The sequence below is a fragment of the Streptococcus porcorum genome, from assembly GCF_053203725.1.
This window is the reverse complement of sequence record NZ_JBRUDG010000029.1, coordinates 1-24,452: the sequence shown is the minus strand read 5'-3', so window position 1 is coordinate 24,452 and position 24,452 is coordinate 1. Positions and strand designations below refer to the sequence as shown.

General features: G+C 36.8%; 28 protein-coding genes, 1 pseudogene and 1 riboswitch. Of the genes and pseudogenes, 5 read left to right on the top strand and 24 right to left on the bottom strand.

All coding sequences use genetic code 11. From position 1 onward, the window contains the following. Positions 1-190: 190 nt before the first annotated feature. The 7 genes from ACVRWY_RS07560 to ACVRWY_RS07530 all read right to left on the bottom strand — a co-directional run bounded on the left by ACVRWY_RS07560 (position 191) and on the right by ACVRWY_RS07530 (position 5,755). Positions 191-2,242 carry a cation:proton antiporter gene (locus ACVRWY_RS07560; RefSeq protein WP_354369557.1) on the bottom strand — a complete coding sequence of 684 codons (2,052 nt, stop codon included), beginning with the start codon at positions 2,240-2,242 and terminating at the stop codon, positions 191-193. Between the two features lie 9 nt (positions 2,243-2,251). Then, entirely contained in the window at positions 2,252-2,500 is a 249-nt protein-coding gene (locus ACVRWY_RS07555) for a hypothetical protein (RefSeq protein ID WP_354369555.1), read from the bottom strand. Next, entirely contained in the window at positions 2,490-3,053 is a 564-nt protein-coding gene (mnmM, locus tag ACVRWY_RS07550) for a tRNA 5-(aminomethyl)-2-thiouridylate-methyltransferase MnmM (protein ID WP_354369553.1), read from the bottom strand. The genes ACVRWY_RS07555 and mnmM overlap by 11 nt, the downstream gene beginning before the upstream one ends. 123 nt (positions 3,054-3,176) lie before the next feature. Continuing rightward, positions 3,177-3,830 (bottom strand): phosphatase PAP2 family protein, encoded by a 654-nt coding sequence (locus ACVRWY_RS07545; RefSeq protein ID WP_354369551.1) that lies wholly within the window; start codon positions 3,828-3,830, stop codon positions 3,177-3,179. Then, a complete protein-coding gene (locus ACVRWY_RS07540) occupies positions 3,820-4,389 on the bottom strand; it encodes an ECF transporter S component (RefSeq protein ID WP_354369549.1) in 570 nt (189 codons plus the stop codon). The genes ACVRWY_RS07545 and ACVRWY_RS07540 overlap by 11 nt, the downstream gene beginning before the upstream one ends. Before the next feature lie 76 nt (positions 4,390-4,465). Then, a riboswitch (FMN riboswitch) is annotated at positions 4,466-4,601 on the bottom strand. Between the two features lie 183 nt (positions 4,602-4,784). Then, a complete protein-coding gene (gloA, locus tag ACVRWY_RS07535; protein ID WP_354369547.1) occupies positions 4,785-5,168 on the bottom strand; it encodes a lactoylglutathione lyase in 384 nt (127 codons plus the stop codon). Between the two features lie 65 nt (positions 5,169-5,233). After that, positions 5,234-5,755, bottom strand: coding sequence for a tRNA (cytidine(34)-2'-O)-methyltransferase (locus ACVRWY_RS07530; RefSeq protein WP_354369545.1), 522 nt, complete (start codon positions 5,753-5,755; stop codon positions 5,234-5,236). 306 nt (positions 5,756-6,061) lie between these two features. On the opposite strand from ACVRWY_RS07530, the gene trkA reads away from it, so the two are divergent. Beyond that, positions 6,062-7,411, top strand: a complete 1,350-nt coding sequence (gene trkA, locus ACVRWY_RS07525) for a Trk system potassium transporter TrkA (RefSeq protein ID WP_354369543.1) — start codon at positions 6,062-6,064, stop codon at positions 7,409-7,411. A 5-nt stretch (positions 7,412-7,416) separates the two neighbouring features. Then, positions 7,417-8,856: a TrkH family potassium uptake protein gene (locus ACVRWY_RS07520; protein ID WP_354369541.1), complete on the top strand. Its 1,440-nt coding sequence runs from the start codon at positions 7,417-7,419 to the stop codon at positions 8,854-8,856. 79 nt (positions 8,857-8,935) lie between these two features. Here ACVRWY_RS07520 and yidD read toward each other — a convergent pair whose 3' ends face one another. The 14 genes and pseudogenes from yidD to ACVRWY_RS07450 all read right to left on the bottom strand — a co-directional run bounded on the left by yidD (position 8,936) and on the right by ACVRWY_RS07450 (position 18,811). After that, positions 8,936-9,175 carry a membrane protein insertion efficiency factor YidD gene (gene yidD / locus ACVRWY_RS07515; RefSeq protein ID WP_354369539.1) on the bottom strand — a complete coding sequence of 80 codons (240 nt, stop codon included), beginning with the start codon at positions 9,173-9,175 and terminating at the stop codon, positions 8,936-8,938. Beyond that, positions 9,172-9,897 carry a pseudouridine synthase gene (locus tag ACVRWY_RS07510; protein WP_354369537.1) on the bottom strand — a complete coding sequence of 242 codons (726 nt, stop codon included), beginning with the start codon at positions 9,895-9,897 and terminating at the stop codon, positions 9,172-9,174. Before ACVRWY_RS07510 ends, yidD begins: the two co-directional genes overlap by 4 nt. Continuing rightward, on the bottom strand, positions 9,887-10,459 hold the full coding sequence (scpB, locus tag ACVRWY_RS07505) for an SMC-Scp complex subunit ScpB (RefSeq protein WP_354369535.1): 573 nt from the start codon (positions 10,457-10,459) through the stop codon (positions 9,887-9,889). The genes ACVRWY_RS07510 and scpB overlap by 11 nt, the downstream gene beginning before the upstream one ends. Continuing rightward, the gene (locus ACVRWY_RS07500) at positions 10,456-11,163 is read right to left on the bottom strand and encodes a segregation/condensation protein A (protein WP_354369533.1); all 708 of its coding nucleotides are present in this window, start codon (positions 11,161-11,163) and stop codon (positions 10,456-10,458) included. Before ACVRWY_RS07500 ends, scpB begins: the two co-directional genes overlap by 4 nt. A gap of 1 nt (position 11,164) precedes the next feature. Continuing rightward, on the bottom strand, positions 11,165-11,905 hold the full coding sequence (xerD, locus tag ACVRWY_RS07495; protein WP_354369531.1) for a site-specific tyrosine recombinase XerD: 741 nt from the start codon (positions 11,903-11,905) through the stop codon (positions 11,165-11,167). A 97-nt stretch (positions 11,906-12,002) separates the two neighbouring features. Continuing rightward, positions 12,003-12,464, bottom strand: a pseudogene (gene cbpB / locus ACVRWY_RS07490) (cyclic-di-AMP-binding protein CbpB). Continuing rightward, positions 12,461-12,982 (bottom strand): metallophosphoesterase, encoded by a 522-nt coding sequence (locus tag ACVRWY_RS07485; protein WP_354369529.1) that lies wholly within the window; start codon positions 12,980-12,982, stop codon positions 12,461-12,463. The pseudogene cbpB and the gene ACVRWY_RS07485 overlap by 4 nt, the downstream one beginning before the upstream one ends. Further along, a complete protein-coding gene (locus tag ACVRWY_RS07480; RefSeq protein ID WP_354369527.1) occupies positions 12,964-13,941 on the bottom strand; it encodes a nucleoside-triphosphate diphosphatase in 978 nt (325 codons plus the stop codon). Before ACVRWY_RS07480 ends, ACVRWY_RS07485 begins: the two co-directional genes overlap by 19 nt. Further along, entirely contained in the window at positions 13,938-14,732 is a 795-nt protein-coding gene (racE, locus tag ACVRWY_RS07475; RefSeq protein WP_354369525.1) for a glutamate racemase, read from the bottom strand. Before racE ends, ACVRWY_RS07480 begins: the two co-directional genes overlap by 4 nt. Before the next feature lie 52 nt (positions 14,733-14,784). Continuing rightward, entirely contained in the window at positions 14,785-15,033 is a 249-nt protein-coding gene (locus tag ACVRWY_RS07470; RefSeq protein ID WP_321058534.1) for a YneF family protein, read from the bottom strand. Between the two features lie 151 nt (positions 15,034-15,184). Further along, positions 15,185-16,426: a diaminopimelate decarboxylase gene (locus ACVRWY_RS07465; RefSeq protein ID WP_354369523.1), complete on the bottom strand. Its 1,242-nt coding sequence runs from the start codon at positions 16,424-16,426 to the stop codon at positions 15,185-15,187. A gap of 126 nt (positions 16,427-16,552) precedes the next feature. Continuing rightward, positions 16,553-17,317: a CPBP family intramembrane glutamic endopeptidase gene (locus tag ACVRWY_RS07460; RefSeq protein WP_354369521.1), complete on the bottom strand. Its 765-nt coding sequence runs from the start codon at positions 17,315-17,317 to the stop codon at positions 16,553-16,555. 218 nt (positions 17,318-17,535) lie between these two features. Further along, positions 17,536-18,447 (bottom strand): membrane protein insertase YidC, encoded by a 912-nt coding sequence (yidC, locus tag ACVRWY_RS07455; RefSeq protein WP_354369520.1) that lies wholly within the window; start codon positions 18,445-18,447, stop codon positions 17,536-17,538. Between the two features lie 85 nt (positions 18,448-18,532). After that, the gene (locus ACVRWY_RS07450; protein WP_354369518.1) at positions 18,533-18,811 is read right to left on the bottom strand and encodes an acylphosphatase; all 279 of its coding nucleotides are present in this window, start codon (positions 18,809-18,811) and stop codon (positions 18,533-18,535) included. A 35-nt stretch (positions 18,812-18,846) separates the two neighbouring features. Here ACVRWY_RS07450 and ACVRWY_RS07445 point away from each other — a divergent pair, with 35 nt between their 5' ends. From ACVRWY_RS07445 to ACVRWY_RS07435, 3 genes are read left to right on the top strand one after another with little or no spacing between them, the layout of a single operon-like run. Continuing rightward, positions 18,847-19,587, top strand: coding sequence for a TrmH family RNA methyltransferase (locus ACVRWY_RS07445; protein ID WP_354369517.1), 741 nt, complete (start codon positions 18,847-18,849; stop codon positions 19,585-19,587). A 36-nt stretch (positions 19,588-19,623) separates the two neighbouring features. After that, entirely contained in the window at positions 19,624-20,124 is a 501-nt protein-coding gene (locus ACVRWY_RS07440) for an HD domain-containing protein (RefSeq protein ID WP_354369516.1), read from the top strand. An 18-nt stretch (positions 20,125-20,142) separates the two neighbouring features. Next, the gene (locus ACVRWY_RS07435; RefSeq protein ID WP_354369514.1) at positions 20,143-20,832 is read left to right on the top strand and encodes a Bax inhibitor-1/YccA family protein; all 690 of its coding nucleotides are present in this window, start codon (positions 20,143-20,145) and stop codon (positions 20,830-20,832) included. A 324-nt stretch (positions 20,833-21,156) separates the two neighbouring features. On the opposite strand, the gene greA is transcribed toward ACVRWY_RS07435, so the two are convergent. From greA to ACVRWY_RS07420, 3 genes are all read right to left on the bottom strand, one after another. Beyond that, on the bottom strand, positions 21,157-21,639 hold the full coding sequence (gene greA / locus ACVRWY_RS07430) for a transcription elongation factor GreA (protein ID WP_354369512.1): 483 nt from the start codon (positions 21,637-21,639) through the stop codon (positions 21,157-21,159). 62 nt (positions 21,640-21,701) lie between these two features. Continuing rightward, complete coding sequence (gene mltG / locus ACVRWY_RS07425) at positions 21,702-23,723, bottom strand: endolytic transglycosylase MltG (protein WP_354369510.1); 2,022 nt, start codon at positions 23,721-23,723, stop codon at positions 21,702-21,704. Between the two features lie 95 nt (positions 23,724-23,818). Next, positions 23,819-24,313: a GNAT family N-acetyltransferase gene (locus ACVRWY_RS07420; RefSeq protein WP_354369508.1), complete on the bottom strand. Its 495-nt coding sequence runs from the start codon at positions 24,311-24,313 to the stop codon at positions 23,819-23,821. Positions 24,314-24,452 lie beyond the last annotated feature (139 nt).

Here is a 24,452-nt window from a genome sequence, read left to right as displayed (position 1 = left end):
TATGAACCTTTCTAGAATGATAGTTTAGTCGCTTTTCATTATAGGTCATATGGGACTTTTTTTCTATATTCAAAAAGGCTCCATAATTTCCACGGTGTTCTTACCCACTACAGAAATTATAGAGCCATAAAAACAGGACCTAACTACTCCTTCAATGAGTGGTTAGGTCCTGTTTGGTTGGGGATAAAAATTAGACAGAGGCTGGTTCTAAAAAGTTATGATCAACCTCATTTAAGGAATAGCTTTCGAGTTCATTAACATTTTTTCTAAGACGTTTGGCTTCCTCTGCTGTTAAGATGCCCTTGTCTTGATACTCTGAAATCAGTTTTCGCTCTAAGTAATATCCTCGTAAAAGCTCATCCATATTATTTGGTCTTGCTCGTGTTAAAACCCTCTCAACAAAAGCACCTGATGCCATCACTTCTGCCTCTTGAAGACGTGACATTTGAAGGAAATTCACTAAGGCTGGACTATAAACCCCCTCAAGCTCCTCTAAAGCATCTAACACAAGCTCCGTATTTTGTAGATAAACATCTGCTAGATGGTCACGATTATCTTGACTCAGCTGAAATCGTTGTCGGTCTTCTTTTTTTAAAACTTGTCTTATGCGATACCCAAAGCTAGTCACCTCATGTAAGACAGCTCTTAAGACACGTAAGAATATCCGAAAACCATATGCAAAATTTGAGACAAATCCTCTATTAACCTGACCTTCTAACACTTTTAAATACCGTTGATAGATACGGTATTCTTTCAAGTTAATACGCCCTTTAGACAAGGCATACTCTAAGCCATCACTTTCAATGTCGATAATCAATAGTTGGATGATGGCTAATTCACGCTTAACCTCACTCGGTTCTTGTTCCAAAATCAAGCGTTCAATACGGTCTTTATAATTGTCAATAGCAGCATATAAGGCGGCTTTTTCTGTGCTATTTTTTACATCTTCTTCTAAGATTTGAACAACATCAGCTAAAATGGAAATTTGAGACACATGATTAACCTCCTCACTCCCTTCTCCTGCTAAGTAGGGAAGAACAACTAAGCCTGTCAAAAAACTCAATAGAGTAACGGCACCAACAGTAAAAAGAGTTAAACTATATTGAAGGGAATCTGTCTCTGGCAATAAAAGAATAGTAGCTATAGACACTGTCCCTTTGACACCAGAAAATGTTAATAGCAAAATATCTTGAATATAAGATGAAAACGAATTTTTTAAACGTCTGCTTTCCCAAAAGTAGTAAAGTCCCAAAAGTAAAAATCGGGTTAAAAATAACAAAGCTGTCACTGCAATGACAATCCCTAGAAGGTGCCAATTACTATAAAGTGGACTGGTCAAAGCTGGTTCCAAAATATGGGTCATTTCAAATCCAAAGACCATAAAAACCAAGCCGTTTAAAAGAAAAATCACCGTATCCCACACAACATGGGACACCTTATCAACTTGAGCATCAAATAAGGTGATTTTCTTCAAGCGTCTCGCCTGCATCACCCCTGCTATCACGACTGCAATGATACCTGAGACACCGACTTCACTAGCAATAAAATAAGCTAAAAGCGGTAAAGACAGCTCCAGTAAGAGTGCCCCTGTAACATCTGCTGCATCAAATTTTTCAAGTAAGGATAAACTCCAACGACTCAACAACGATAGGCTAAAACCAATTAAAAAGCCACCTAATATCGACCATAATAGTTGTAAACTAGCATGTGCTAAAGAAAAAGTCCCTGTCAGTAAGGCTGCCACAGCAAACTCAAAAGCAACTAAGCCGCTCGCATCATTTAAAAGCCCTTCTGACTTTAAAATATTTTCAACACTCTTTGGAAAATTAAAGCGGTTTGCCATTGAAATAAAAGCCACGGCATCTGTCGGACCAAGAGCCGCCCCTAGAGCAAAGCAAGCTGCTAAAGGCATCTCAATAGGAAGAAAGATACCAGAAAAGTAACCTAGGACCAGTGTGGTCACAAAGACAGTAGGGAGAATCAGATACAATATAATAGAGCGGTGCTCTAAAAAGCTAGCAATGTCACTTTCCTGCCCCTCTCTAAAGTTAATAGGGGCAATCACAAATGCTAGAAATAACTCTCCGTCTAGTTTAAACTCAGAGCCTTGGTAGAATAAACCTAACAAAAGTCCAAAAACTAACTGAATAAAGGGCAAAGGAAGTTTAGGGAGCATCCTGTTGATAACATTGGACAAAATCAAAGCCAATAAAAAAGTGATCAACATAATGGCAAAATGCATAAAGACCTCCTAACGTTTTTGGCAACAATGCCCATAGAGTTCCCTTTGTTTATTAATTTTTTCCTCAATCACTGAGACATCTCGCGCTTCCAATCTCCGCTGACATTTTTCTAATTCTAAAGCTGCTAACTTTTTTTGAATTTTTAAAATCTTTTTATCTTGAAAGGCAACTCTTTCTTGGGCAACGTGATGTTTAGGTTTATTCTCAATGTATTTTTGACGCATCTGCGTAATTTTTTCCAGTACATTAGTTTCCATTTTCTGTTTCCTTCAATTTTTCAATCATAATTAAAAAAGGTGGCGTGTTAATTTGATTAAGAGGTTGGTAAGCCATTACAGTGAAATATTCTTGCGGCAGATCCTCGACATAATGTAATAGGGCATTTTTTTCATAACTTCCCCCCTCATGACCATAATAAACCATAATAGCTACTCGTCCGCCTACTTCTAGACGCTCCAAAATCTGTTCAAGCGCAGACAAGGTTGTCTTAGGAACCGTAATGACGCTCTTATCTGCACTTGGAAGGTAGCCTAAATTAAAAATAGCTGCACGAATACGATCAACATAGTTCCCAACGGTTTCATGCCCTTCTAAGATAAGCTCTGCATTGCTAATACCAGCCTCTTTCAAGCGTTGCCTTGTTCTTTCTAATGCTTGCTGTTGAATATCAAAAGCATAGACTTTTTTAGCTAATTGTGCTAAAAAAAGCGTATCATTTCCATTTCCCATTGTCGCATCTACTGCGACACTTTCTTTGTCCAAGACCTCAGCTAAAAAGTCATGGGAAAGATGAATCGGTCGTTTTATCATAGCGTCCTCACTTTTTCTGTCATAGGGATTATTATAGCACTTTGCAGCAAGGAAAAAAAGCAAAAGAAAAAGGATGGCTGTACCAACCTTTGTTTAAAAATCTATTGAGCTCTCCTGTCTGACTTATTTTTGTTTGGCTTGAAAACGCCATTCAAACCGTTTTTGATCGTAAAAAGGATACAGGAGATTTAACACACCATACCCCATCACAAAACCTGCCAAAACATCCGTTGGATAGTGAACCCCTAAATATATCCGTGACAAACCAACAAAAGCAATCAAAAGGACTAACAGAGCTTCAAACACTGTTTTGCGCCAGCTTTTTTCCAAACGCTGATGAAGAATAATCAGAAGACTGCCAAAAATCAAGAAGGCTCCTAAAGAGTGCCCACTTGGAAATGAAAAACCATCTGCATGAACAAGATGTTCTATCGAAGGACGAGGACGATCGTAAATATTTTTTAAAACGACAATGAGCACACCAGCTAAAACGCCACTTAAGGCAACCAGCCCAGCTTCAACTTTCCATTTTTTGACAAAATAAAGAAAGGCAGAGATTGCTAGGACTAAAATCACCTGAGTGGACGTATTTCCTACAAGGGTAATACTTTTAAACAGCGAGGTTAAAAAGTCAGGCAGAGAGCCTCGAATAGCAGATTGAATCGGTTGATCAAAGACCACCAACTGCTCTGGGTAAAATCGAACGACATAACCGAGCATCACAAAGGCTAAAATAGCAAAGGAAGCTCTTGTAAGATAAAGTTGTTTATTTTTCATAAGAATATTTTAGCAATAAAGGCTTAAGCGAAAGATAAAGTAAAGCAAAAGAAAGTGTAAAAATTAGCCCTTGAATCAGATTAAAGGGGAGGACCATCCCGATCATATACCGACCAATACCAATAAGTTTTTCAATATCAAAGTTTGCAAACGTCGCATATAAAGGAATCGCATAGAAATAATTTAACAAAAGCATTACTCCTGTTAAACTCAAGGTTCCTAATAAACCTGCCAGTACAAACTGTAAGCGTGTTTTTTCTTTTTTCCATATAAGTGAAAAAAATAAGATAAACACCCCTAGTGCAAGCACGTTCATTGGTAAACCAATTAAGGTCGAGATGCCTTGGTTATTTAATACTAATTTTAAAAGCGTTCTCAATACTAAGATAACGTAGGCTTCTTTAAGTCCAAAGAGCGTTAATCCTACTAAAATAGGTAAAATACTAAGTTCTACCTTCAAGAAATCTGCTCCTGGAATAATAGGAAAATCTACTAGCATGAGCACAAAAGAAAGTGCTCCCAACAAGGCCACATAGGCCAACTTTCTTGTCTTAGACATAAAAAATTCCTCCAAATTTTACAATTTGAAAGAAGGTCCAACTATTTTTGTACACTAAAAAAGCCAGCACAAAAAACTTGGTCTTCTCCCATCCAGACTATACTGTCGGTTGTGGAATTGCACCACATCAGCTTGCGCTCACGGACTTCAAATCTAGTAATCCTAGACTTGTCACCGCCGGTCGGGATTTTCACCCTGCCCTGAAGACACTTTTATCTTAACAAAAAAATAAAAATTTGACAAGTCATTTATCTTTAATTAGTAATTTTTGCTATATTTTTAAACTAAAAATCAGTAAAAAAGCACTTTAAAAGTTAGGACATCTCACTAACTTTTAAAGTGCAAGGGAAATATAGGAAAGCTATTTGTAGTGATAGCCTCTCACTTACAACTTCTTAATCTTCACGAATAACTTCTACACGATAACCATCAGGGTCAGTAACAAAATAATAATGTCCTGGATTTCCTGGAAGACCACTGATATCTGTTGTGGGATACCCCAAAGCCTTATGTTTGGCATTATCAGCCTCTAAATCATCAGAAGATAATGCAAGATGAGAAAAACCATCTCCAACAGTATATGGACCATGATTATAGTTATAAGTTAGCTCAATTTCAAAAGGATCTCCCTCTAAAGCGAGATAAACCAAGGTAAACTGATGCTCTGGATAGTCTTTACGACGTGTTTCCTTAAAGCCAAATGCTTCCTCATAAAATTTTTGAGATGCTTCAAGATTTTCTACACGTAAACAAGCGTGCAACATTTTTTTACTTGCCATTATCTGAACCTCCTTTAACTCATACTAGTATAACATATGTTTTTTACTTTTTTAAAAATCAGAATTTATTTCAGTTTATCTCCATCATAACGGTGGCTCAACTCCAACCCCTCAAAGTTTTGTTGACGAAGAGCTTCATAAACCATCATACAAGCAGTATTTGAAACATTTAAACTTCTGACATGTTCATCATTCATTGGAATACGAAGAGCTTTTTCAGGATGCTGGCGCATAAACTCCTCTGGCAGCCCTTTGTCTTCTCGTCCAAACATAAAATAGTGATCACCCTCTTTATTCAAATCAGCATCTGAATAAGTTTGATCTGCAAATTTAGTGATTAGATGAAGTTCCCCTTGATACGAAGCCATAAATTCCTCTATACTATCATAAAAATGAACATCTAATTTATCCCAATAGTCTAAACCTGCTCGTTTCATTTTTTTATCATCAATCGGAAAGGCCATTGGCTTAATGATATGTAGTGGACTATTAGTAGCCGCACAGGTTCTAGCAATATTTCCTGTATTTTGTGGAATTTGAGGTTCAAATAAAACAATATGATTACGACCAAAAGATACTTGAGACATTGATTCCTCCTAGTTATTTTTACATAAAAATAACCACGCTGCCCGGAGTCTAGCTCAGCAAACAGCGTGGTTTGGGATGATTCGTTAACTTAAATCATAACAGGTTTGATTTAAACCAGCGAATAGCATGTGATAATTATATCACTTATGTGACCATTGTCAACCTATTTTTTCGTTTTTTTCCATTATTTTTAGAGGGCATCAAAAAATGTTACAGGACTATTTCAGTTTATTATAATTAAGAAAAAACTAATGATTTTTTGGCAAAAAAAGAGTATGATAAAAGGTATCATTTGGAGGTTTAACATGAGAATTATTGTTATTGGCGGAGGAAAAGTTGGAACTGCCCTTTGCCGATCACTTGTTGAAGAAAAGCATGATGTCATCTTAATCGAAGAAAAAGAAAGTGTTTTGAAAAAAATCACCAAGCGCTATGATATCATCGGTATCCTAGGAAATGGGGCCAACCATAAGATTTTAGAGCAAGCGGATGTTCAAGATTGTGACATCTTTATTGCTCTCACAGATAAAGATGAGCTTAACATGGTAGCGGCCGTTTTAGCAAGAAAAATGGGGGCCAAAGAAACTGTGGTTCGTGTTAGAAATCCTGAATACTCTAACCCTTATTTCAAAGATCAGAATTTTCTTGGTTTCTCACTTATTATCAATCCAGAATTACTAACAGCTCGTTATATCGCAAATACCATTGATTTTCCAAATGCACAATCTGTAGAACATTTTGTGAATGGTCGTGTCATGTTGATGGAATTTAAGATTACTGAATCTAATAAACTCTGTCAAATGTCACTCAATCAGTTCCGAAAAAAATTTGGAAATATCCTAGTCTGTGCCATTGAACGTGGACAAGAGGTGCTCATTCCTGATGGGGAGCAAACCATTTTACCGGGAGACAAAATTTTTGTAACTGGAAATCGCGTTGAAATGGTCCTATTCCATAACTTTGTCAAGGCTAAAATTGTCAAAAACCTCATGCTCATTGGAGCTGGAAAAATTTCCTACTATCTCCTTAATATTTTAAAAAATACCAAAATTAATGTTAAGATCATTGAACATCATCTGGATCGTGCTGAATTTTTTAGTCAAGAATTTCCTAAAATCCATGTTGTACATGGAGATGGTACCGCAAAAGATGTCTTGTTAGAAGAAAATGCTGCTGGTTTTGATGCTGTAGCCACATTAACTGGAGTTGATGAAGAAAATATTGTAGCCTCCATGTTCTTAGAAAGTATTGGCGTTCAAAAAAATATCACTAAAGTCAATCGAACAAGTCTTTTAGAAATTATTGATCACAAAGAATTTTCTACTATTGTAACGCCTAAAAATATCGCCGTTGATTCTATTATGCACTTTATCCGCGGTCGCGTAAATGCACAACACTCTAGCTTAGAGGCTATGCACCACTTAGCTCATGGTAGAATAGAAACCCTACAATTTGAAGTCAGAGAGCAAAATAAGCTGGCTGGTAAAAAACTTTCTTCTATAGCTTTTAGAAACAATGTTTTAATTGTAGGCATTATCCGTAAAGGAAAGCCTATTTTCCCTACGGGAGAAGATAGTTTGGAAATTGGGGATAAGGTCGTTGTCATCACACTCTTAAAAAATGTGACCCATATTTATGACTTGTTAGCGAGGTAGTATAAATGAATAGATCAATGGTTCGCTACTTGCTTTCAAAACTCTTGCTAATTGAAGCTGTATTGCTTATCCTTCCCTTAATTGTCGCGCTGATTTATAAAGAAGATTTGCTTATCATATCTGCTATTTTAAAAACGATTGGAATACTTCTAGTATTTGGGATATTAGGACAGCTTTTTAAGCCAAAAAATTATCATATCTATACCAAAGAGGGAGTCCTGATTGTTGCTCTCTGCTGGATTTTATGGTCCTTTTTTGGTGCACTTCCTTTTGTTTTTAGTGGTCAAATTCCTAGCTTGATTGATGCTTTTTTTGAAACAAGTTCTGGATTTACAACTACTGGGGCAACTATACTTCCTGATGTTTCTGTTTTAAGCCACTCCATGATTTTCTGGAGAAGTTTTACCCACCTCATTGGAGGAATGGGCGTACTGGTTTTTGCCTTAGCCATCATGAATAACACAAAAAATGCCCACTTAGAAGTCATGCGGGCTGAGGTTCCTGGTCCTGTTTTTGGAAAAATTGTATCCAAGCTAAAAGATACTGCACAAATCCTCTATATTATTTATTTGGCTATGTTTGCAATTTTTACTGTGATATTATATCTAGCTGGCATGCCTTTATTTGACAGCTTCATCACAGCCATGGGGTCAGCTGGTACAGGAGGTTTTACAGTCTATAATGATGGTATCGCTCACTACAATAGCTCTCTCATTACGATGCTTGTTGCTATTGGGACCCTAATATTTGGTGTGAACTTTAACCTCTACTATCTATTATTGCTAAGAAAAGTCAAAATCGTCTTGAAAGATGAAGAATTGCGACTTTACTTACTGATTGTCGCTACTTCAACATTATTAATTTTCTTAAATACGGGAGGAATTTACAACTCTGATAAAACGGCACTGGAGCTAATCTTCTTTGAAGTATCGACTGTTATTACAACTACTGGGTTTCCAATAACAGACTTAACTGTATGGCCTTTATTTTCACAATATATTTTATTACTATTGATGTTTATTGGTGGCTGTGCTGGTTCCACAGCTGGCGGGTTTAAGGTTATCCGTGGTTTAATCCTTTCAAAAATAGCTAAAAATCAGATTTTAGCTAGCTTATTTCCAAACCGTGTTCACTCGTTACACATTAATGATAGCGTGTTAGATAAGGAAACTCAAAGTGGTGTCTTGAAATACCTTTCAGTCTATACCATGATTTTTATCTTCCTTGTCTTAATTATCAGCCTGGATAATAACAATTTTATGGTTGTCATTAGTGCTGCTGCTAGTACATTTAATAATATCGGTCCTCTTTTAGGAACAAATGAAACCTTTGCGATTTTTAGTCCATTTTCAAAATTATTACTTTCTTTTGCCATGATTGCTGGACGATTGGAAATCTATCCTCTTCTCCTGCTATTCTTACCAAAGACTTGGTCTAAAATCTAATCCCCTACAAAAACACTCCTGAGATTGTCATCGCAGGAGTGTTTTTCTAATCTTTATACCAAAAGTCTCTAGCTAGAGGTCATCTTTTCCTAGTTCTTTTCAAAGTAAAATGATCAGGTACAGGATCTTCTCCTGCTTTTGTTAGAGGATGACAACGTAAAATGCGGGCGATTCCCATTAAAATTCCCTTGAGCCCATGTTTTTCGATCGCTATGATCATATACTGGGAGCAAGTTGGCTGGAAACGACAGGTTGCTGGAAAAAAAGGGGAGATCCCCTTTTGATATAACTTTACCAAATAAATAAAAAATGATGTCATTTTTGTTTTGTAATCGCTGCATTGTGAAGTTGACTAACTTCTTTTTTGTTTAGACGGCGTGCTTCACCTGGTCGAAGCCCTGATAAGTCTAGAGTCCCAAAACGCGTACGTGATAGCTTATCGACTGGCAAGCCAATAGCCTCAAACATCTTCTTAACTTGATGATTGCGCCCTTCATGAATCACTAATTCCACTACTGAGCGATCTTTTTCACGATCTGTCTTTAAAATGGTATAACGGGCTGGCTTGGTTTTTTTACCATCAATCATAATCCCTTTGACCAAGGGACGAAGGTTTTCCTTAGTTGCAAGCCCCTTAACACGCGCAAGATACACCTTATCAATTTCATTTCTAGGATGGATCATCTTATCTGTAAAATCTCCATCATTTGTCAGAATTAATAAACCTGATGTATCCCAGTCTAAGCGACCAACTGGATAGATTCGCTCTTTAACATCTGGCAGTAAATCAATTACAGTCTTTCTTCCTTTTTCATCTGATACGCTAGAAATGACACCGCGTGGCTTATTTAAGAGGTAGTAAACTTTCTCTTCATTATAGATTGGAGTTCCTTCAACTTCTACTCTATCACCTGATTTAACAGTAGTAGAGAGCTCTGTCACAACCTTTCCATTAATTGTTACCAAACCTTGTTGAATTAAAGCCTCAGCTTTTCGTCGACTACATAAACCAGCATGAGCAATATATTTATTAATTCTCATTTTCTTCCTCTAACTCTCTTTCCTCAAATAGATTAATTTCGCCTTCTTCCTCTTCTAAGCTTGAAATATCCAGTAATTCTTCTATATGATTAATTCCCATAAAATCTAGAAAATAGGCTGTTGTTTCATATAACTTTGGACGACCAATAACCTCTTTATGACCAGCTACCGCAATCAAATTGAAGGCCAATAATTTACCAATTGCACCACTTGAATTCACTCCTCTAATCTGATCTATTTCAATACGTGTAATCGGCTGCTTATAAGCAATAATAGATAAAACCTCCATACTGGCCCGAGACAAACTCTGATTGATCGGTGTTTTTGCATATTGGCGCAGAAGATCAGCATGGTCTTCTTTTGTCACTAGACGGTATTGATTGGCTGTACTAATCAGCCACAAAGCACTCTCTTCATCTGCCTTATATTTATCTTTTAATTTTTCTAAAGATTGGACTAAACCAGTTGGAGGCATCTCTAACATTTCTGCTAATTGCCGTAAACTTAGTCCCTCTTCTCCTGCTATAAATAAAAGTGCCTCTATTTTTGCGAGACTGCTCATCTCTCCTCCTTCATTAAAAGAATTTCCCCAAAATTTTCAGACTGCTCTATTCTTAAAGATTGTACTTTAATCAATTCTAAAATAGCTAAAAATAATGTAATCAACTCATTCTTATGCTGTCGCTTACTAAATAACTGGCTAAGAAGGATTTGTTTATTGGCGCTTAAAATGGTGTCAATCTCAACCATCATATCTTCAATTTTATAATCCTCTGCCACCACTGTTGTCTCCATCTGAGACCCTTTACTTTGATGCTCGGAGATCACTTTAGAGAAAGCTAAAAACAAATCAATAACCGTCTTATCAGGAAGCAATTCAATATCTTCATACACTAATTCTGTTTTTTCTTTTGAAAAGAAGTGGGCACGTTTGGTATGTTGCTTACCGAGATATTGACTGGCTATCTTATAACGACTGTACTCCTCAATTTGCTCAAGTAATTCTTGTTCCAGATCTTCCTCATCTACTATCTGACTAGCAACTTTCGGTAAGAGTTTTTTACTTTTAATTAACATTAGCTGACTGGCCATTACCATATATTCTCCAGCCACTTCTAAACGCATAGCCTGTAAAGTCTTAATATAAGCAAGATACTGTTCAATCACATCAGCAATAGGGACGTCATAAATATCCATCTCATATTTTGACACAAGATGCAACAAAAGGTCTAAGGGACCTTCAAAATCTTTTATCTTTATCTCCATATCACTTAAAATATTTCTCCAGTGTTACTTGACTCTTCAACCCTAAGGTTTTAGCAATCTCCAAACTATTAAGGCCTTTTTGTTTCTGACATAAGATATACTGCTCTCTTAATCTTTGAGCATTTAAATCTGATAAACCTTGCTCTTCCAAGAAAAAGCGCAATTGGTTAAAAATCCATTGTCGCGAATAGACCTTCCCCTGATGCTCAAAAAGATAAAGCTGTGAAGAAAGATAATCCTCTAAATACTCTGCCAAATTAGAAGATAACTTGATAATACGATGATGCCCGTCACGACTAATAGCCATTACCTGAAAAGTAAGATCAATGTCTTCTACTTTCAATTGAAGTAACTCATTTGGTGATAAGCCACACTCCAAAATTAACAAGGCAATCAATTTTCCTTTAGGATAGTCAGTTTGAACAGAATAAAACTCCAAATCCAGCACTGCATCCTGTATCGGTTCTTTATCTAATTTTTCGCGGTTTTCCAAACGAAAATAATGCTCAACTGCTTGCTTAGAATAAAGATAATACAAAAATTGATTGACTATAGATATTTTCCGTTTTTTAGCAGATACTTTTAAATCCACTAGAGAAGCTTCGTATAAGCGTAACTTACTCTCTCTTATTTGTCCATCTACAACTTTCATAAATTGTTGCAAATCATAATAATAAGATTGTCGAGAATTTGCCGATAACTTCTTCTCCTCAATAAAAGCTTCTACTAAATCTAATATCATTACTCAATTCCCAAAATCATCTTTCTATTGTGATCGTCTGTCATTAGGGTAAACGTCTTTTATAAAAGGTCATTAAAGCATTCACCATCACTGCCTTTTATTTTTTTGTAATGCTATAATGATCCGTAAATTCATGTAATAAAGCATTAACAGCTTTTAAAACAGCTTTACGAGTAATAATCCCGACAAAACTATTGTTGTCTGTCACTACAGGTAAAAAGGGATTATCAACAAGCTTATGCAGTACCTCTGTTAAACTAGCATTTAAATTAATGGTTTCAATCTTATCACTTACAGCTAAAGCAATATCAGTCTGTGACAATTCCCAGTCTGCCAACTCATGCTAATAGCGATAATTCATGATATCAGACATACTGATGGTCCCAACATATTTTTTATCATTAGTAATCACAGGGACTCTAGAATAGCCATTATTTGCCAATAGTAGCATCACATGATCAATGTGGTGGGTATCTACAAAAATTGCCAACTGATCTGCAGGGATAAGGTAAGTGTCCAACTGTCCCGTCAAAAAGTCTTCAAATTCTTTTGCAATCATCTTGAGAATTCCTTTGATAAATCAGAGTAGAGTTGATGGTCTCTAGTATAGTAATCAACCTTAATAGTAGCTTCATCAATTTCAATCTTAGCATACAAACGTTCGTTAATCTCTCCTCTAGGTTGAGAGACACTCCCTGGATTGATAAAAAGTGTTTTTCCGTTTTTCCAAGCAGCTGGACGATGCAAATGTCCATACAAACAAATATCAGCATCAGCTTCTTGTGCAAATAAATCTAAACGATGCCACTCAAAATTAATATGATATAAATGTCCATGTGTTTGGGCTACCACGAGATCAGGAAACTTTGTCACTCGATTTTCTGGATAGCCACTATCATAATCACAATTTCCACGGACAACTTCTATCCCTGACCAGATGACATCATCCGACGGGAGCTCCGAGTCTCCATTGTGAAAAATAGCATCGACTTTTCCTAAATATTTCTCCCGAATGGCTTCAACAATCTGGCGATCCCCATGAGAATCACTCATTACAATTAATCTGTATTTTGCCATGATGGAAAGACCTCCATTAACTTCTTAACAGCTTGACCACGGTGAGATATTTCATTTTTCTCTTCAGCAGATAATTCTGCCGATGTTTTTCCAGTTTCTCCTACTAAAAAGAGCGGATCATAACCAAAACCATTTTCTCCTTTAGGAATAGTTGCAATATACCCATCCCAGTCAGCTTCTACAACTAAACTTTCTTTGTTTGGTGATGCAACAACTAAAGTGGTATGGAAATGAGCAGTTCGATTTTCCATATCAAAAACCATCGCCAACTCATGCAATAATTTAGCGTTATTCGCAGCATCTGTAGCATCTGGACCCGCAAAACGTGCTGACCAAACTCCTGGCATTCCTCCTAAGACATCAACCATTAATCCTGAGTCATCTGCTAAGACCATCTTATTCGTTAACTGCGAAATCGTTTCTGCTTTTAATCGAGCATTTTCTTCAAAGGTCAAACCAGTTTCTGCCACCTCGGGTAAATCAGGGTAATCGTTAAGGTTCTCCACCTTTAACCCTAATTTCCCAAATAACTTACGGAACTCTTTTGTTTTTCCTTCATTGCGTGTCGCAATCAAGATAGTATCTCCAATAGTGTTAGTTTCTGAGGATTTTCCAAAAAACTCTTCTAAACTAAGACCTTCTTTAGGCAAGTGAACCATTAATACTTGGTTAGCCTCTGTCACTAGAAGCGCACCTTGATGTTGCACTAATTTTAACTGACGATTTTCCTGATGATTGATAGTATCAATTAAAAAGCTATAAAAACTAAAGATGGATCCCCACATTGCCACATGGACTTGAAGCTTATCAATTTTTAAAGCCTTAGTTAACTGATGAAATGCATCTTGGAGACTCTCATAAGTCTCATCTCCACCAAAACAAGTCAAGTCATTAAAGGCATCAAATTTTGCAATAAAATAATTTTTCTCATCTTGATAGTTATAAATTTGGTCTGTCATAATTCTACATGCTCCACTCTAATATCTCTCCCTAACCAAGCCTCCGCAATTTCTTTAAAAGCCAAGGGACTAGCTGTGGTATAAAACTGGTGATTCAACACATCACCTTGCCTACTACGGTTAATTTCAAAATAATTTAATAAAACTGAGATGTCCCGAACACATTCTGCACCGCTATCAATCAACTTCACCTGTGGTCCCATAACATTTTGAATAATCGAACGCAGTAGAGGATAATGGGTACAACCTAAAATCAGTGTATCAACTTTTCCCACTAATGGAGCCAAAGTTTCATAAACTATCTTTTTCGCTAGGCTGGTCTGCGTCTCATTTGACTCGACGATGGGAACAAATTTAGGGCAAGCTAAACTTTGAACACGCATTTCTGGTGCCAAACGATTAATTTTTTCTTTATAAATATCTGACTCAATCGTCATGGGAGTCGCAATAACACCTATTTCACCACCTACAGTAGATTTAATAGCTGCACTAGAGCCTGGCAAGATGACACCTAAAACTGGAATATCGAGCTTCTCTTTAACTTCTTCCCAAGCAACAGCCGTTGCGGTATTACAGGCAAAAACGATCATTTTAACATCTTTGGTCAATAAAAAATTAACCAATTCCCAAGTATAAGCTTTAATTTGCTCAGCAGGTCTAGGGCCATAAGGGGCACGAGCTGAATCACCGATATATATAATCTCTTCATGAGGCAGTTGTCTCATCAACTCGCGGACAACCGTCAAGCCTCCAACACCTGAATCTAAAAAACCAATTGGTCTATTATCCATTTTATCTTCTTTCTAAAATAAGACTAGGGTTCCCTAGTCTTATTTCAAAAAATTATTTTTTCTTTTTAGCTTGTTCTTTAGCAGCTTTTTGTTGTTTGTTCATTTGGCGAACAACCTGTTGCACCTTAGCTTCACTAGGTTTTTGACCCATTTGACTCATCATAGTACGAATCACATCAGCATTAAGAGGTGGATTTTCCTCAAGATAGTTTTCCATTTGACGGCGGGCAATAAAGGTTCCCCCAACAAGACCTGCAACAAGAGCAACAATAATCAATAAAATAGCAATCCAAACTGGCATCATATTTTTTCTCCTAGTTTTTTTACTCACCTATTATAGCAAATTTCTGATCATTTGACAAAAAAGAGGAAGTCCTACAAGTTAAATAATTCTACGATTGGACCTTTTATAAATAAAAAGATTGAATTAAATTCAATCTTTCTTATCAATCTTAAAAATCAAATCCCTCAACGGTTGCGAAATAATCTGATGGAGTTTCAGCACGACGAATCAAGCGAATCGTTCCATCTTCTTGGTAGAGTAATTCTGCTGAGCGAAGTTTAGCATTATATTGATACCCCATAGAAAAACCATGCGCACCCGCATCATGAATGACCAAAGTATCCCCAATTTTTGTTAGAGGTAGCTCTCTTTGTACAGCAAATTTATCATTATTTTCACAAAGTCCGCCAACAACATCAACAACTTCCTTTTCATTGCCATTAGGATTGTCCATGTTAGTAATGTGGTGATAAGAACCATACATGGCTGGGCGAAGAAGGTTGACAGCACTGGCATCTACTCCAACATATTTTCGATAAGTTTCTTTACGGTGCAAGACCTTTGTCACTAAAAGACCATGCGGAGCTAACATAAAACGTCCAAGCTCTGTAAAGATTTTCACATCACCCATTCCAGCAGGTGTTAAAACCTCCTCATAAGCCTTTCTTACTCCCTCACCAATAAGAGCAATGTCGTTTGGCTCTTGATCAGGATAGTAATTTACGCCAATACCACCTGAGAGGTTAATAAAACTCAAAGTCACCCCTGTTTTTTCACGAATCTCTAAAGCCAACTCAAATAACTGACGTGCCAAAACAGGATAGTAATCATTGGTAACGGTATTTGAAGCTAAAAAAGAATGGATCCCAAATTCCTTAACCCCTGCTTCTTTTAACTCTTTAAATCCCTGTAATAACTGATCCTTGGTCATGCCAAATTTTGATTCTTCTGGATGATCCATAATATCTGTTCCTAAGGCAAAAACCCCTCCTGGATTATAACGCAAAGAAATTGTTTCTGGAAGACCTGCAACCTCTTTTAAAAATGCAATATCCTCGTAGGCATCTAAATTGATGGTCGCCCCAACCTCTTTAGCATAGACGTATTCTTGAGCTGGAGTATCATTTGAAGAAAACATGATATCCGTAAAGCCCATTTTATGGCTCATCAAAAGTTCGACTTCTGTCGCACAATCCACTCCGCAATTCTCTTCTTGAAGAATTTTTAAAATAGCTGGTGTTGGAGTGGCTTTCACCGCAAAGTATTCTTTAAATCCTTTATTCCATGAAAATGCTTGATTTAAAGCACGTGCTTTCTCACGAATTCCTTTTTCATCATAAAGATGAAAAGGTGTTGGGTATTCTGCAGTAATGTTATCTAAAGCTTCTTTACTGATAAATGGTGTCTTCATAGGCTCTCCTCAAAAATATATTAAGGGTATTATAACAAAAAATGAGAATGAATAAAAGATGATTTTTAACAAGAAAAAAGCTAGGGTAACATCCCTAATTTATCTATCTAACACTATCTCTTGCTCTTAAGAAGCGATAAATAAGGCAAAGAAACTTGTTCCAGCCATATCAGCTAAGGCATGACCTAAGAAATACGGTGTCAAATTGTTATTTTTTCTCGTATAAAGGTAGTAATAGAATAAACCAAATGGAACCCCAATAACCAGCGCTGACGGCAAGCCTTGGTAAGTGTGGAAGGATGTTCTAACAATCGTTGAAAATAGAAGTACCCACGGACGTTTCTTTTGACTTGTACTCAACAAAAGACCTAGGAAGAAAAACTCTTCGTAAAAACCATTAAATAAAGAATAAATAATACGACTGGCATCTAATGACATAAAGTATTTAATAGGTGTCATAATAGACCAATCATAATAAGGCAAATAACTTAAGTAGTTATAGCCAGATTTGATACCTGGAATAAAGGAATAGAGCGTAAAAGTTAAGTCACTGATCAGTCCCGCACCTAAAAAGATCAATGGTCCCCATAACAACACATTCCAAGAAAGCTTCACCTTTAACTGTTTAAAATCAAAACGACGAATCAACAGATAGAGGATGGCTAAAGCTAACAATTTGGCTTGATTACCTAGTGCCCACCAGTTATCAGAAGCTGTAAACGAGCTGACTCCTGTATCGGCTGCTTCTGTCGCTGAAAAGGATGCTATCCAATAAAGCGTTGAAGTATAAATAGAATTTCCCCAAATAATAACAGTTAAAATAATGAGATCAAACCATTTGAGTTCCTTGAGTGGCTGATCTAGACGAATGTGTTTCAGTAGGTTTTTCACCTGTCTCCTCCTAAAATTAAGTATTAGTAATGATTTATTACTTTTTCTAATCACTATCTTATCTTAAAAAGCTTATAACAAGCTTAATATAAGAGGGGGAAAGCATAAAAAGCTAGGTTAAATTCCCAGCTTCTTATTGTAACGCTTCATAAAGTGGCCTACCATCTTATCTGCAAGAGACTGTTTACTCTCAATGTAAGATAAAAGGCGTCAGATTTTTATTTACGCTGTTTACCAGCATTGCGGTTACTTTTAGATTTAGTAGTTACCGATTTTTGAGCTTGTGGAGTAACATCCTTGCGTTTATGAGATTGAACAGCTTTTGGAGGATTTTCTTCAAACTCTTTGGCAACTTTTTGACGTAATCGTGGCTTAAGCACATACATTGTAATCAGTTGTTGGAAAATCGAGAAGAAACCTCCGACCAACCAGTATAGCCCCACTCCTGCAGGAAGGTTCATTGACATGAAGACCATCATCAAAGGCATCATGAACATCATAGAACGCATTTGCTGTCTTTGCTCCTCAGGAGCACCAACCATCGAAAGCCATGATTGAACAAAGTAAAGGACTGCTGTGCTAAGTGTTAAAGTCCAGCTTGGATTTCCTAAGTCAATTCCAAGAAAAGTACTCTCTGCAACACCTTCAGTAAAACGAGCTGCATAAAATAGAGCTGAGAAAAACGGCATCTGAATAAGGATCGGTAAGCAGCCAATGCCACCTAAAGGACTCACACCATATTCTCGTTGAGCTGTCATAAATTCAGTCTGCGCAGCTAATTTCTCTTCTTGTGTCTCAGCATTTTTCATGCGTTCTTGGATGGGACCAAAAACAGGTTTTAAAAATGCCATTTTTTCAGACTGATAAGCAGCCTTCCAAGATTGTTGGAGACCAAGTGGGAGAATCACAAATCGGACAATAATGGTCACGATAATAATAGCCAAACCAAACCCTAAGCCCAAATCATTGGCAAAGTATTTAATAGCATGGCCCATAGGCTCCACTAAAAGTTTATAAACCCAGCCTTCACCAGTTGGTTTTCCATTTTTTTGTTGGACACAGCCTGACAAAAAAAGAAGTAAAGACAAGGATAGTCCTGAAAAAAGGACGCGATTAAGTTTCTTTTTCAATGGTAATCATTCCTTCTAAATAGATAATATCTACTTATTTTAACGTTTTTTTGAAAAATACTCAATACTTCTAGGGACTGATTTTTTAGTTAGCCATCCTAAAATCACTATAATTGGAAAAAGCAGCCATTTGCACATCACAATAGTCCACTTTTGCTAAACGTGATGGCCCTTTACGAATTTCTTGAATAAACTTAGCCATTTTATGACTATCGTCTGATTGGGCAAGAATTTCAACTGTACCATCATCATTGTTCCAAACACGACCATAAATATCACCTAACTCGATAGCTAAGGCATAAGTCGAATAGCGAAAACCAACCCCCTGAACACGACCAGAAACTAAAATACGAACTTTTTTCATTGTCTTTCCCTCCTCAAATTGGTTATAATAGCTATATGACTATTATAACCTCAAAATCCAATAATTTAATCAAAAAGACTAAAAAATTATTGCAAAAAAAACATCGAAAACATTCTTACCTCATTGAAGGATGGCATTTACTTGAAGAAGCTCAAAAATATGGAGCAGAGATTTTAAATCTCTTTACTCTTGAGTTGTATGCTGATCGTGTCACTCACTTTGATCAGGTTCATTTAGTGACAAATGACGTCTTAAAAGAACTCTCAGATACTGCTACACCCCAAGGGGTCGTAGCAGAAATTGCATATCCTAATCTAGACTTTCCTCAACAGCTTAAAGGTAAATTTTTGATTCTTGAAGATGTTCAAGATCCTGGAAATGTGGGAACCATCATCCGAACAGCTGATGCAGCAGGATTTGATGCCATATTTTTATCAGAAAAAACAGCTGATCTTTATAATGCCAAAACACTTCGTGCCATGCAAGGATCCCATTTCCATCTTCCTATCTACCGACAAGATATCTTTAAGATCATCAAACAGTTGCAGGAAGATCATATCTGCATTCTAGCCACTACTTTAGCACCACAATCCGTTGATTATAAAGCAATTCAAGCACCATCTTCCTTTGCTCTTGTCATGGGAAATGAAGGCAGTGGTATTTCTAAAAAAATGGCAGAGCAGGCCGATCATCTTATCCATATTACTATGCCTGGTCAGGCAGAAAGTTTAAATGTTGCCGTTGCTGCAGGAATAGTGATTTTTAGTCTTGTTTAAGCTTTTGTGCTATAATAAATCAAGAGGTGAAAAATTATGAAAGCCTACAAAGATAAAGAATATATGGAACATGTTGGCCATCTCATCCAACATCCTCGTGTTCAACGATTAGAAGAAATTGTTCAACATCACCATTCTAATCGCCTAGAGCATTCGATAAATGTTAGCTACACTAGCTACAAATTAGCTAAACGTTTTGGCTGGGATGCAAAAAGTACTGCCCGTGGCGGACTGTTACACGACATGTTTTACTACGATTGGCGTACCACAAAGTTTAAAAAAGGACATGCTTGGACTCATCCTCGTATTGCTGTTAGAAATGCTAATAAAATCACAACCCTAAACAAAAAAGAAGAAGATATTATCTTAAAACACATGTGGGGAGCTACTATTGCACCGCCACGTTACAAAGAAGGGTATATCGTCACTTTTGTCGATAAGTATTGGGCAGTGCGTGAGGCTATGCGTCCTTTAAAAAAAGTATGGCCAAGAGCACGACGTTTTAGCAGAAAATTTTTAGGTAGTCACCATCATTAACATATCAAAGGAGAATATATGAATCAACAAACCGTTTACACGCAAACAGACTCTGGTTTAGCCAGCTTCTTTACAAAAATTTATAGCCTAGTTGGTATGGGGATCGGCTTATCAGCCCTAGTAGCAGCTCTGATGACAACCGTTTTTAGAGATAATATGGTAGCCATCATGACCAATGCTCCTTGGTTATATATGGCAGCAGGCTTTATCGAGCTAGCACTTGTCTTTGTCGCTTCAAGTTCTGCACGAAAAAACAGCCCTGCAGCTTTACCTATCTTTTTAACTTACTCAGCTTTAAATGGGTTCACACTTAGCTTTATTATCGCACAATATACAGGAGCAACCGTTCTTTCCGCCTTCTTATCTTCTGCTCTTCTATTTTTTGTGATGGCTCTGATTGGACGTGTGACAAACAAGGATCTATCAGGAATGCGGAAGGCCTTAATGGCAGCCTTGATTGGGATTGTTTTAGCTAGTCTGGTTAATATCTTCTTAGGAAGTTCTGGAATGAGTTTCATGATCAGTATTATTTCCGTTGTGATTTTTTCAGGACTTATTGCCTATGATAATCAGATGATTAAAAATGTCTATTATCAAACTGGTGGACGTGTTCAAGACGGTTGGGCCATTTCTATGGCGTTAAGCCTCTATCTTGATTTTATCAATCTTTTCCTAAATCTTTTACGCATTCTAGGAAGAAATGACTAAAACAGTCTATTATCTTCTCTTAGCTCTTTAAACAATAGTAAAAACCTGCTAACTTATTTTTAGCAGGTTTTTACTATCTATTTTTTAACTGACTTCCTTTACTACTTTAATTAGCTTAGTAGTGGGTGAACACTTATACTAATAAAGAGACTGGACGTAGACATCCATGATGGCTAGGCCCTCACCCACAGAATGATGAAAATAACCACAAATCTCTCACCAGGTGTATAAACTTAGTGAGAGATTTGTGATTAACGAACCTTTTTCTTATTTGTTGGGAGCTTTCCCACTCCCTTTATAATATTTTTTAGCAATAGAATAGTATTAAAGTGTTTTCTCTACTTTGATGATTTCTACTTCATAGCTTCCAGCTGGTGAGTCGATTTCAACTTTATCTCCAGTTTTTTTCCCAATTAAAGCATGCGCTAAAGGACTTTCATTGGAAATTTTCCCTGCAAAAACATCCGCTCCTGCAGCTCCAACAATAGAATAAACATCTGTATCATTTGTACCGACTTCTTTGACTGTTACTGTCTTTCCAATCGCTACTTCATCCTTAGCTACAGCATCACTATTGATAATCTCAGCGTTACGAAGTTTGGTTTCAATCGTTGAAATTTGACCTTCAACAAAAGCTTGCTCATCTTTAGCAGCATCATACTCACTGTTTTCAGAAAGGTCGCCATATGAACGGGCAATTTTAATGCGCTCAACAACTTCAGGACGACGAACAAGTTTTAACTCTTCAAGTTCTTGTTCTAACTGTTCTTTTTCTGCTAAAGTCATTGGATATGTTTTTTCTGCCATTTTATTTCTCTTCTTTCTTTTTTTGTTTTTCTTTAAAAAGAATGTGGTTTCCCACATTTCTTTTAATTACTGCTTGATGATGTCGTTAATTTACTATTAACATATTTCTCAACATTAGCAGAATGGGTTTCATAATCTTCTGCAAAATAAACCTTCCCAGTTGTCACATCAGCTACAAAATAAAGGTCACTCGTTTCAGCTGGTGTAATGACTGCTTTAATAGCAGACAAACTAGGACTATCTACTGGACCAGGCATTAAACCTGTATTCACATAAATATTGTAAGGCGAGTCAATTGAAGTATCAATCGTTGCATCTTCTGTTAAAGTTGTTTTTTCTCCTAATTTGTCCATTGCATACAAGATAGCAATATTAGACTGAAGAGGCATATTCTGAGCTAATCGGTTATTAAATACTGCCGCAATTTTTTGACGATCTTCATCGCTTGAGCCTTCTTTTTCAACTAGAGAAGATAGAGTCAAAACTTCATTGACTGTCATGTTTTGTTTACTGATACTATTATAATATGGATCTAAATTAGTATCCATAGCTGCAATCATTTGCTCAACAAGATCTTCCAAAGTAGTATCTTCGTAATAATCATACGTTGCGGGGTAAAGATAACCTTCAAGTTGATACTTCACATCTGATTTTGATGGGAGACTTCCTAACAACTGTGGATACTTCTCTACCATACTAGCAATAAAACTATCATCCTGAATCAGATTTAAAAACTCCTCGCTCGTAAATGGTGTCTTATCACTTGTGGTCTTTGTATTGACGTTATTAGAAATAGAGGCTGCGATTTGCTTAATAGTATAGCCTTCTGTAATGCGAACTTTACCAAGAGCAGGACTAACTGGTTCAGAAGTCCCACCTTTTTGCAATTCTTTTGCAATTTCCTCTACGGACATATTCGGTTGTAAATTATAGTAACCGCTCTTGAAGTTAGCAAAGTTTTTAAACTTAGTGTAATAGTTGAAAACAGATGAGCTCTTAATCAAACCTGCTTCTTCTAAAATATTTCCAATTAACTTATTGCCTGCACCTTCTGGCACCTCAATCTGAACATATTCTGTTGATTTACTGTTGACTGGTGCCAAAGAAGTAGAGATATAACGATAACCAACAAAAGCTGTCGCTAGAGTTAGAAGTACGATAATCGTGACTAAAATTGCTGAAATACGCATGGCAATCACATTTGTTTTTCGTTTTCTCATAGTAGTTGTGTCTACTAGACCTTCCTCTCTGTCATCATTTGATGGCATTAATGCCTGATTTTCTGATTGATCATCTAGATGATCAATATCAATCACAAGCTCCTCTAATTCAGGTTCTTCAACAAACTGCGGCTCCTCTACCGAAATATTTTCGACTAATCCAGCTTCATTTACCTGATCTGATGTTTCACTCAAGACTTGCTCTTCTACGAACTCCTCAGTACTAGATATCGTATTTTTAGAAAGGTTTTCTTGAGCTAACACACTTGCAAGCGAAGCTTTAGCCACCTGTTGAGGTGTTTCGGCCAAATCAGAGCTTACTTCAGAAAAAAGACTATCTTCCTCTTTTTTGAAAGCTGTTTCTTTATCAGAAAATGAATCTGATTTTTGGGAAGCTTGCTCACTAGCTGCTTTTTTATAAGCTTCTTCTCTAATTTTCTGTGCTTGAGCGATTTTTTCAGCTACTTTTTGAGCTTGTCTTTCAACCTCAACTCGTCTAGCTTCCTCTAACGCCAACTTACGCTCTTCTTCTTGAGCACGTTCTTGTGCTTCTTCTTTTAAGCGCTCCAATCTTGCATTTTCTTCAGCTTGAAGTCGAAGGGCTTTTTCTTTTTCCTCTGCTTCTTTTAAAGCTTTGGTTAGCTCCTCTTCACGACGTTTAGCTTCTTCTGCTAATTTAAGTTCTTCTTCACGACGACGTGCTTCTAATTCAGCTTCAGCGATAGCGAGCTTCAACTCTTCTTCTCGAGCTTTTGCCGCTGCCAAAGCAGCCTCTCTCTGTTCATTGGCTTTCTTGATATCTTCTAAAATTTTCTCTTTAAAGCTTCTGACTTCTTTTTGTTTATCGTCAAAATTATCGGTCAAAATATGGCCTCCTAATCATTGTCAAACGCCATTATACCGTAATCCATTCACAAAAGCAATATTTGGGATTATTTGTTACAGTTTCTTAACACATTTTAATGAAAATAAGGGTTTTCCCAAACCATATTATACCAAACGCTACCACCATGGTTAGACTCAGATAAACCTCTATCTTCAAATCCATTCATACTATAATAAGAAATTAACTCATCATGACAAGTCAATGTAATCCCTTGCCGATGAGTTGAAACTGCTAAGTCTTTCATAGCAGCTAGAAGGGCCATTCCAACACCTTGGCCCTTAAAATTGACGTCAACCGAAAGACTGGTAATAGCGATATAGCCACCCTCATGATCATTTTCTTTCACTTCATGAAAGAGTTCATCAGTAATATACTCATGTGGAATAACGGGCCCCTCAATATAACCCGATATTTTTCCATCTATCTCTGAAATAAGAAAAGTATCACTAATTTTTTTTACCCTCTCCCGCATAGCTTCTGGAGTAGCGGCTTCATTTTCTGAAAAATTAGCTTGTTCAATACGAACAATATCTGCTAAATCTTCCATTTTTGCTTGTCTAATGATCATATTTCCTCCTAAATAAGGCTCTTTGTCAACTGTAGTGGGTAGATGAAAAGCTAACACCTAGAGAGGACGAAATTCGTTCTCTCTTTCTTTATGTTCAAGGCAATCAAAATCCGTTTTTTAAAGTTTTCAAAGTTCCTGA

Excerpts from the sequence above, each read along its gene's own strand:
- ACVRWY_RS07465 (WP_354369523.1), bottom strand. The coding sequence starts at position 16,426 with ATGAAGACACCATTTATCAGTAAAGAAGCTTTAGATAACATTACTGCA.
- ACVRWY_RS07560 (WP_354369557.1), bottom strand. The coding sequence starts at position 2,242 with ATGCATTTTGCCATTATGTTGATCACTTTTTTATTGGCTTTGATTTTG.
- ACVRWY_RS07540 (WP_354369549.1), bottom strand. The coding sequence starts at position 4,389 with ATGTCTAAGACAAGAAAGTTGGCCTATGTGGCCTTGTTGGGAGCACTT.
- mnmM (WP_354369553.1), bottom strand. The coding sequence starts at position 3,053 with ATGATAAAACGACCGATTCATCTTTCCCATGACTTTTTAGCTGAGGTC.
- greA (WP_354369512.1), bottom strand. The coding sequence starts at position 21,639 with ATGGCAGAAAAAACATATCCAATGACTTTAGCAGAAAAAGAACAGTTA.
- ACVRWY_RS07530 (WP_354369545.1), bottom strand. The coding sequence starts at position 5,755 with ATGTCTCAAGTATCTTTTGGTCGTAATCATATTGTTTTATTTGAACCT.
- gloA (WP_354369547.1), bottom strand. The coding sequence starts at position 5,168 with ATGGCAAGTAAAAAAATGTTGCACGCTTGTTTACGTGTAGAAAATCTT.
- ACVRWY_RS07435 (WP_354369514.1), top strand. The coding sequence starts at position 20,143 with ATGAATCAACAAACCGTTTACACGCAAACAGACTCTGGTTTAGCCAGC.
- ACVRWY_RS07510 (WP_354369537.1), bottom strand. The coding sequence starts at position 9,897 with ATGAGAATTAATAAATATATTGCTCATGCTGGTTTATGTAGTCGACGA.
- ACVRWY_RS07445 (WP_354369517.1), top strand. The coding sequence starts at position 18,847 with ATGACTATTATAACCTCAAAATCCAATAATTTAATCAAAAAGACTAAA.
- yidD (WP_354369539.1), bottom strand. The coding sequence starts at position 9,175 with ATGACATCATTTTTTATTTATTTGGTAAAGTTATATCAAAAGGGGATC.
- ACVRWY_RS07480 (WP_354369527.1), bottom strand. The coding sequence starts at position 13,941 with ATGACAGACCAAATTTATAACTATCAAGATGAGAAAAATTATTTTATT.
- trkA (WP_354369543.1), top strand. The coding sequence starts at position 6,062 with ATGAGAATTATTGTTATTGGCGGAGGAAAAGTTGGAACTGCCCTTTGC.
- ACVRWY_RS07485 (WP_354369529.1), bottom strand. The coding sequence starts at position 12,982 with ATGGCAAAATACAGATTAATTGTAATGAGTGATTCTCATGGGGATCGC.
- ACVRWY_RS07440 (WP_354369516.1), top strand. The coding sequence starts at position 19,624 with ATGAAAGCCTACAAAGATAAAGAATATATGGAACATGTTGGCCATCTC.
- ACVRWY_RS07470 (WP_321058534.1), bottom strand. The coding sequence starts at position 15,033 with ATGCCAGTTTGGATTGCTATTTTATTGATTATTGTTGCTCTTGTTGCA.
- ACVRWY_RS07520 (WP_354369541.1), top strand. The coding sequence starts at position 7,417 with ATGAATAGATCAATGGTTCGCTACTTGCTTTCAAAACTCTTGCTAATT.
- ACVRWY_RS07420 (WP_354369508.1), bottom strand. The coding sequence starts at position 24,313 with ATGATCATTAGACAAGCAAAAATGGAAGATTTAGCAGATATTGTTCGT.
- racE (WP_354369525.1), bottom strand. The coding sequence starts at position 14,732 with ATGGATAATAGACCAATTGGTTTTTTAGATTCAGGTGTTGGAGGCTTG.
- ACVRWY_RS07545 (WP_354369551.1), bottom strand. The coding sequence starts at position 3,830 with ATGAAAAATAAACAACTTTATCTTACAAGAGCTTCCTTTGCTATTTTA.
- scpB (WP_354369535.1), bottom strand. The coding sequence starts at position 10,459 with ATGAGCAGTCTCGCAAAAATAGAGGCACTTTTATTTATAGCAGGAGAA.
- xerD (WP_354369531.1), bottom strand. The coding sequence starts at position 11,905 with ATGATATTAGATTTAGTAGAAGCTTTTATTGAGGAGAAGAAGTTATCG.
- ACVRWY_RS07555 (WP_354369555.1), bottom strand. The coding sequence starts at position 2,500 with ATGGAAACTAATGTACTGGAAAAAATTACGCAGATGCGTCAAAAATAC.
- ACVRWY_RS07450 (WP_354369518.1), bottom strand. The coding sequence starts at position 18,811 with ATGAAAAAAGTTCGTATTTTAGTTTCTGGTCGTGTTCAGGGGGTTGGT.
- ACVRWY_RS07500 (WP_354369533.1), bottom strand. The coding sequence starts at position 11,163 with ATGGAGATAAAGATAAAAGATTTTGAAGGTCCCTTAGACCTTTTGTTG.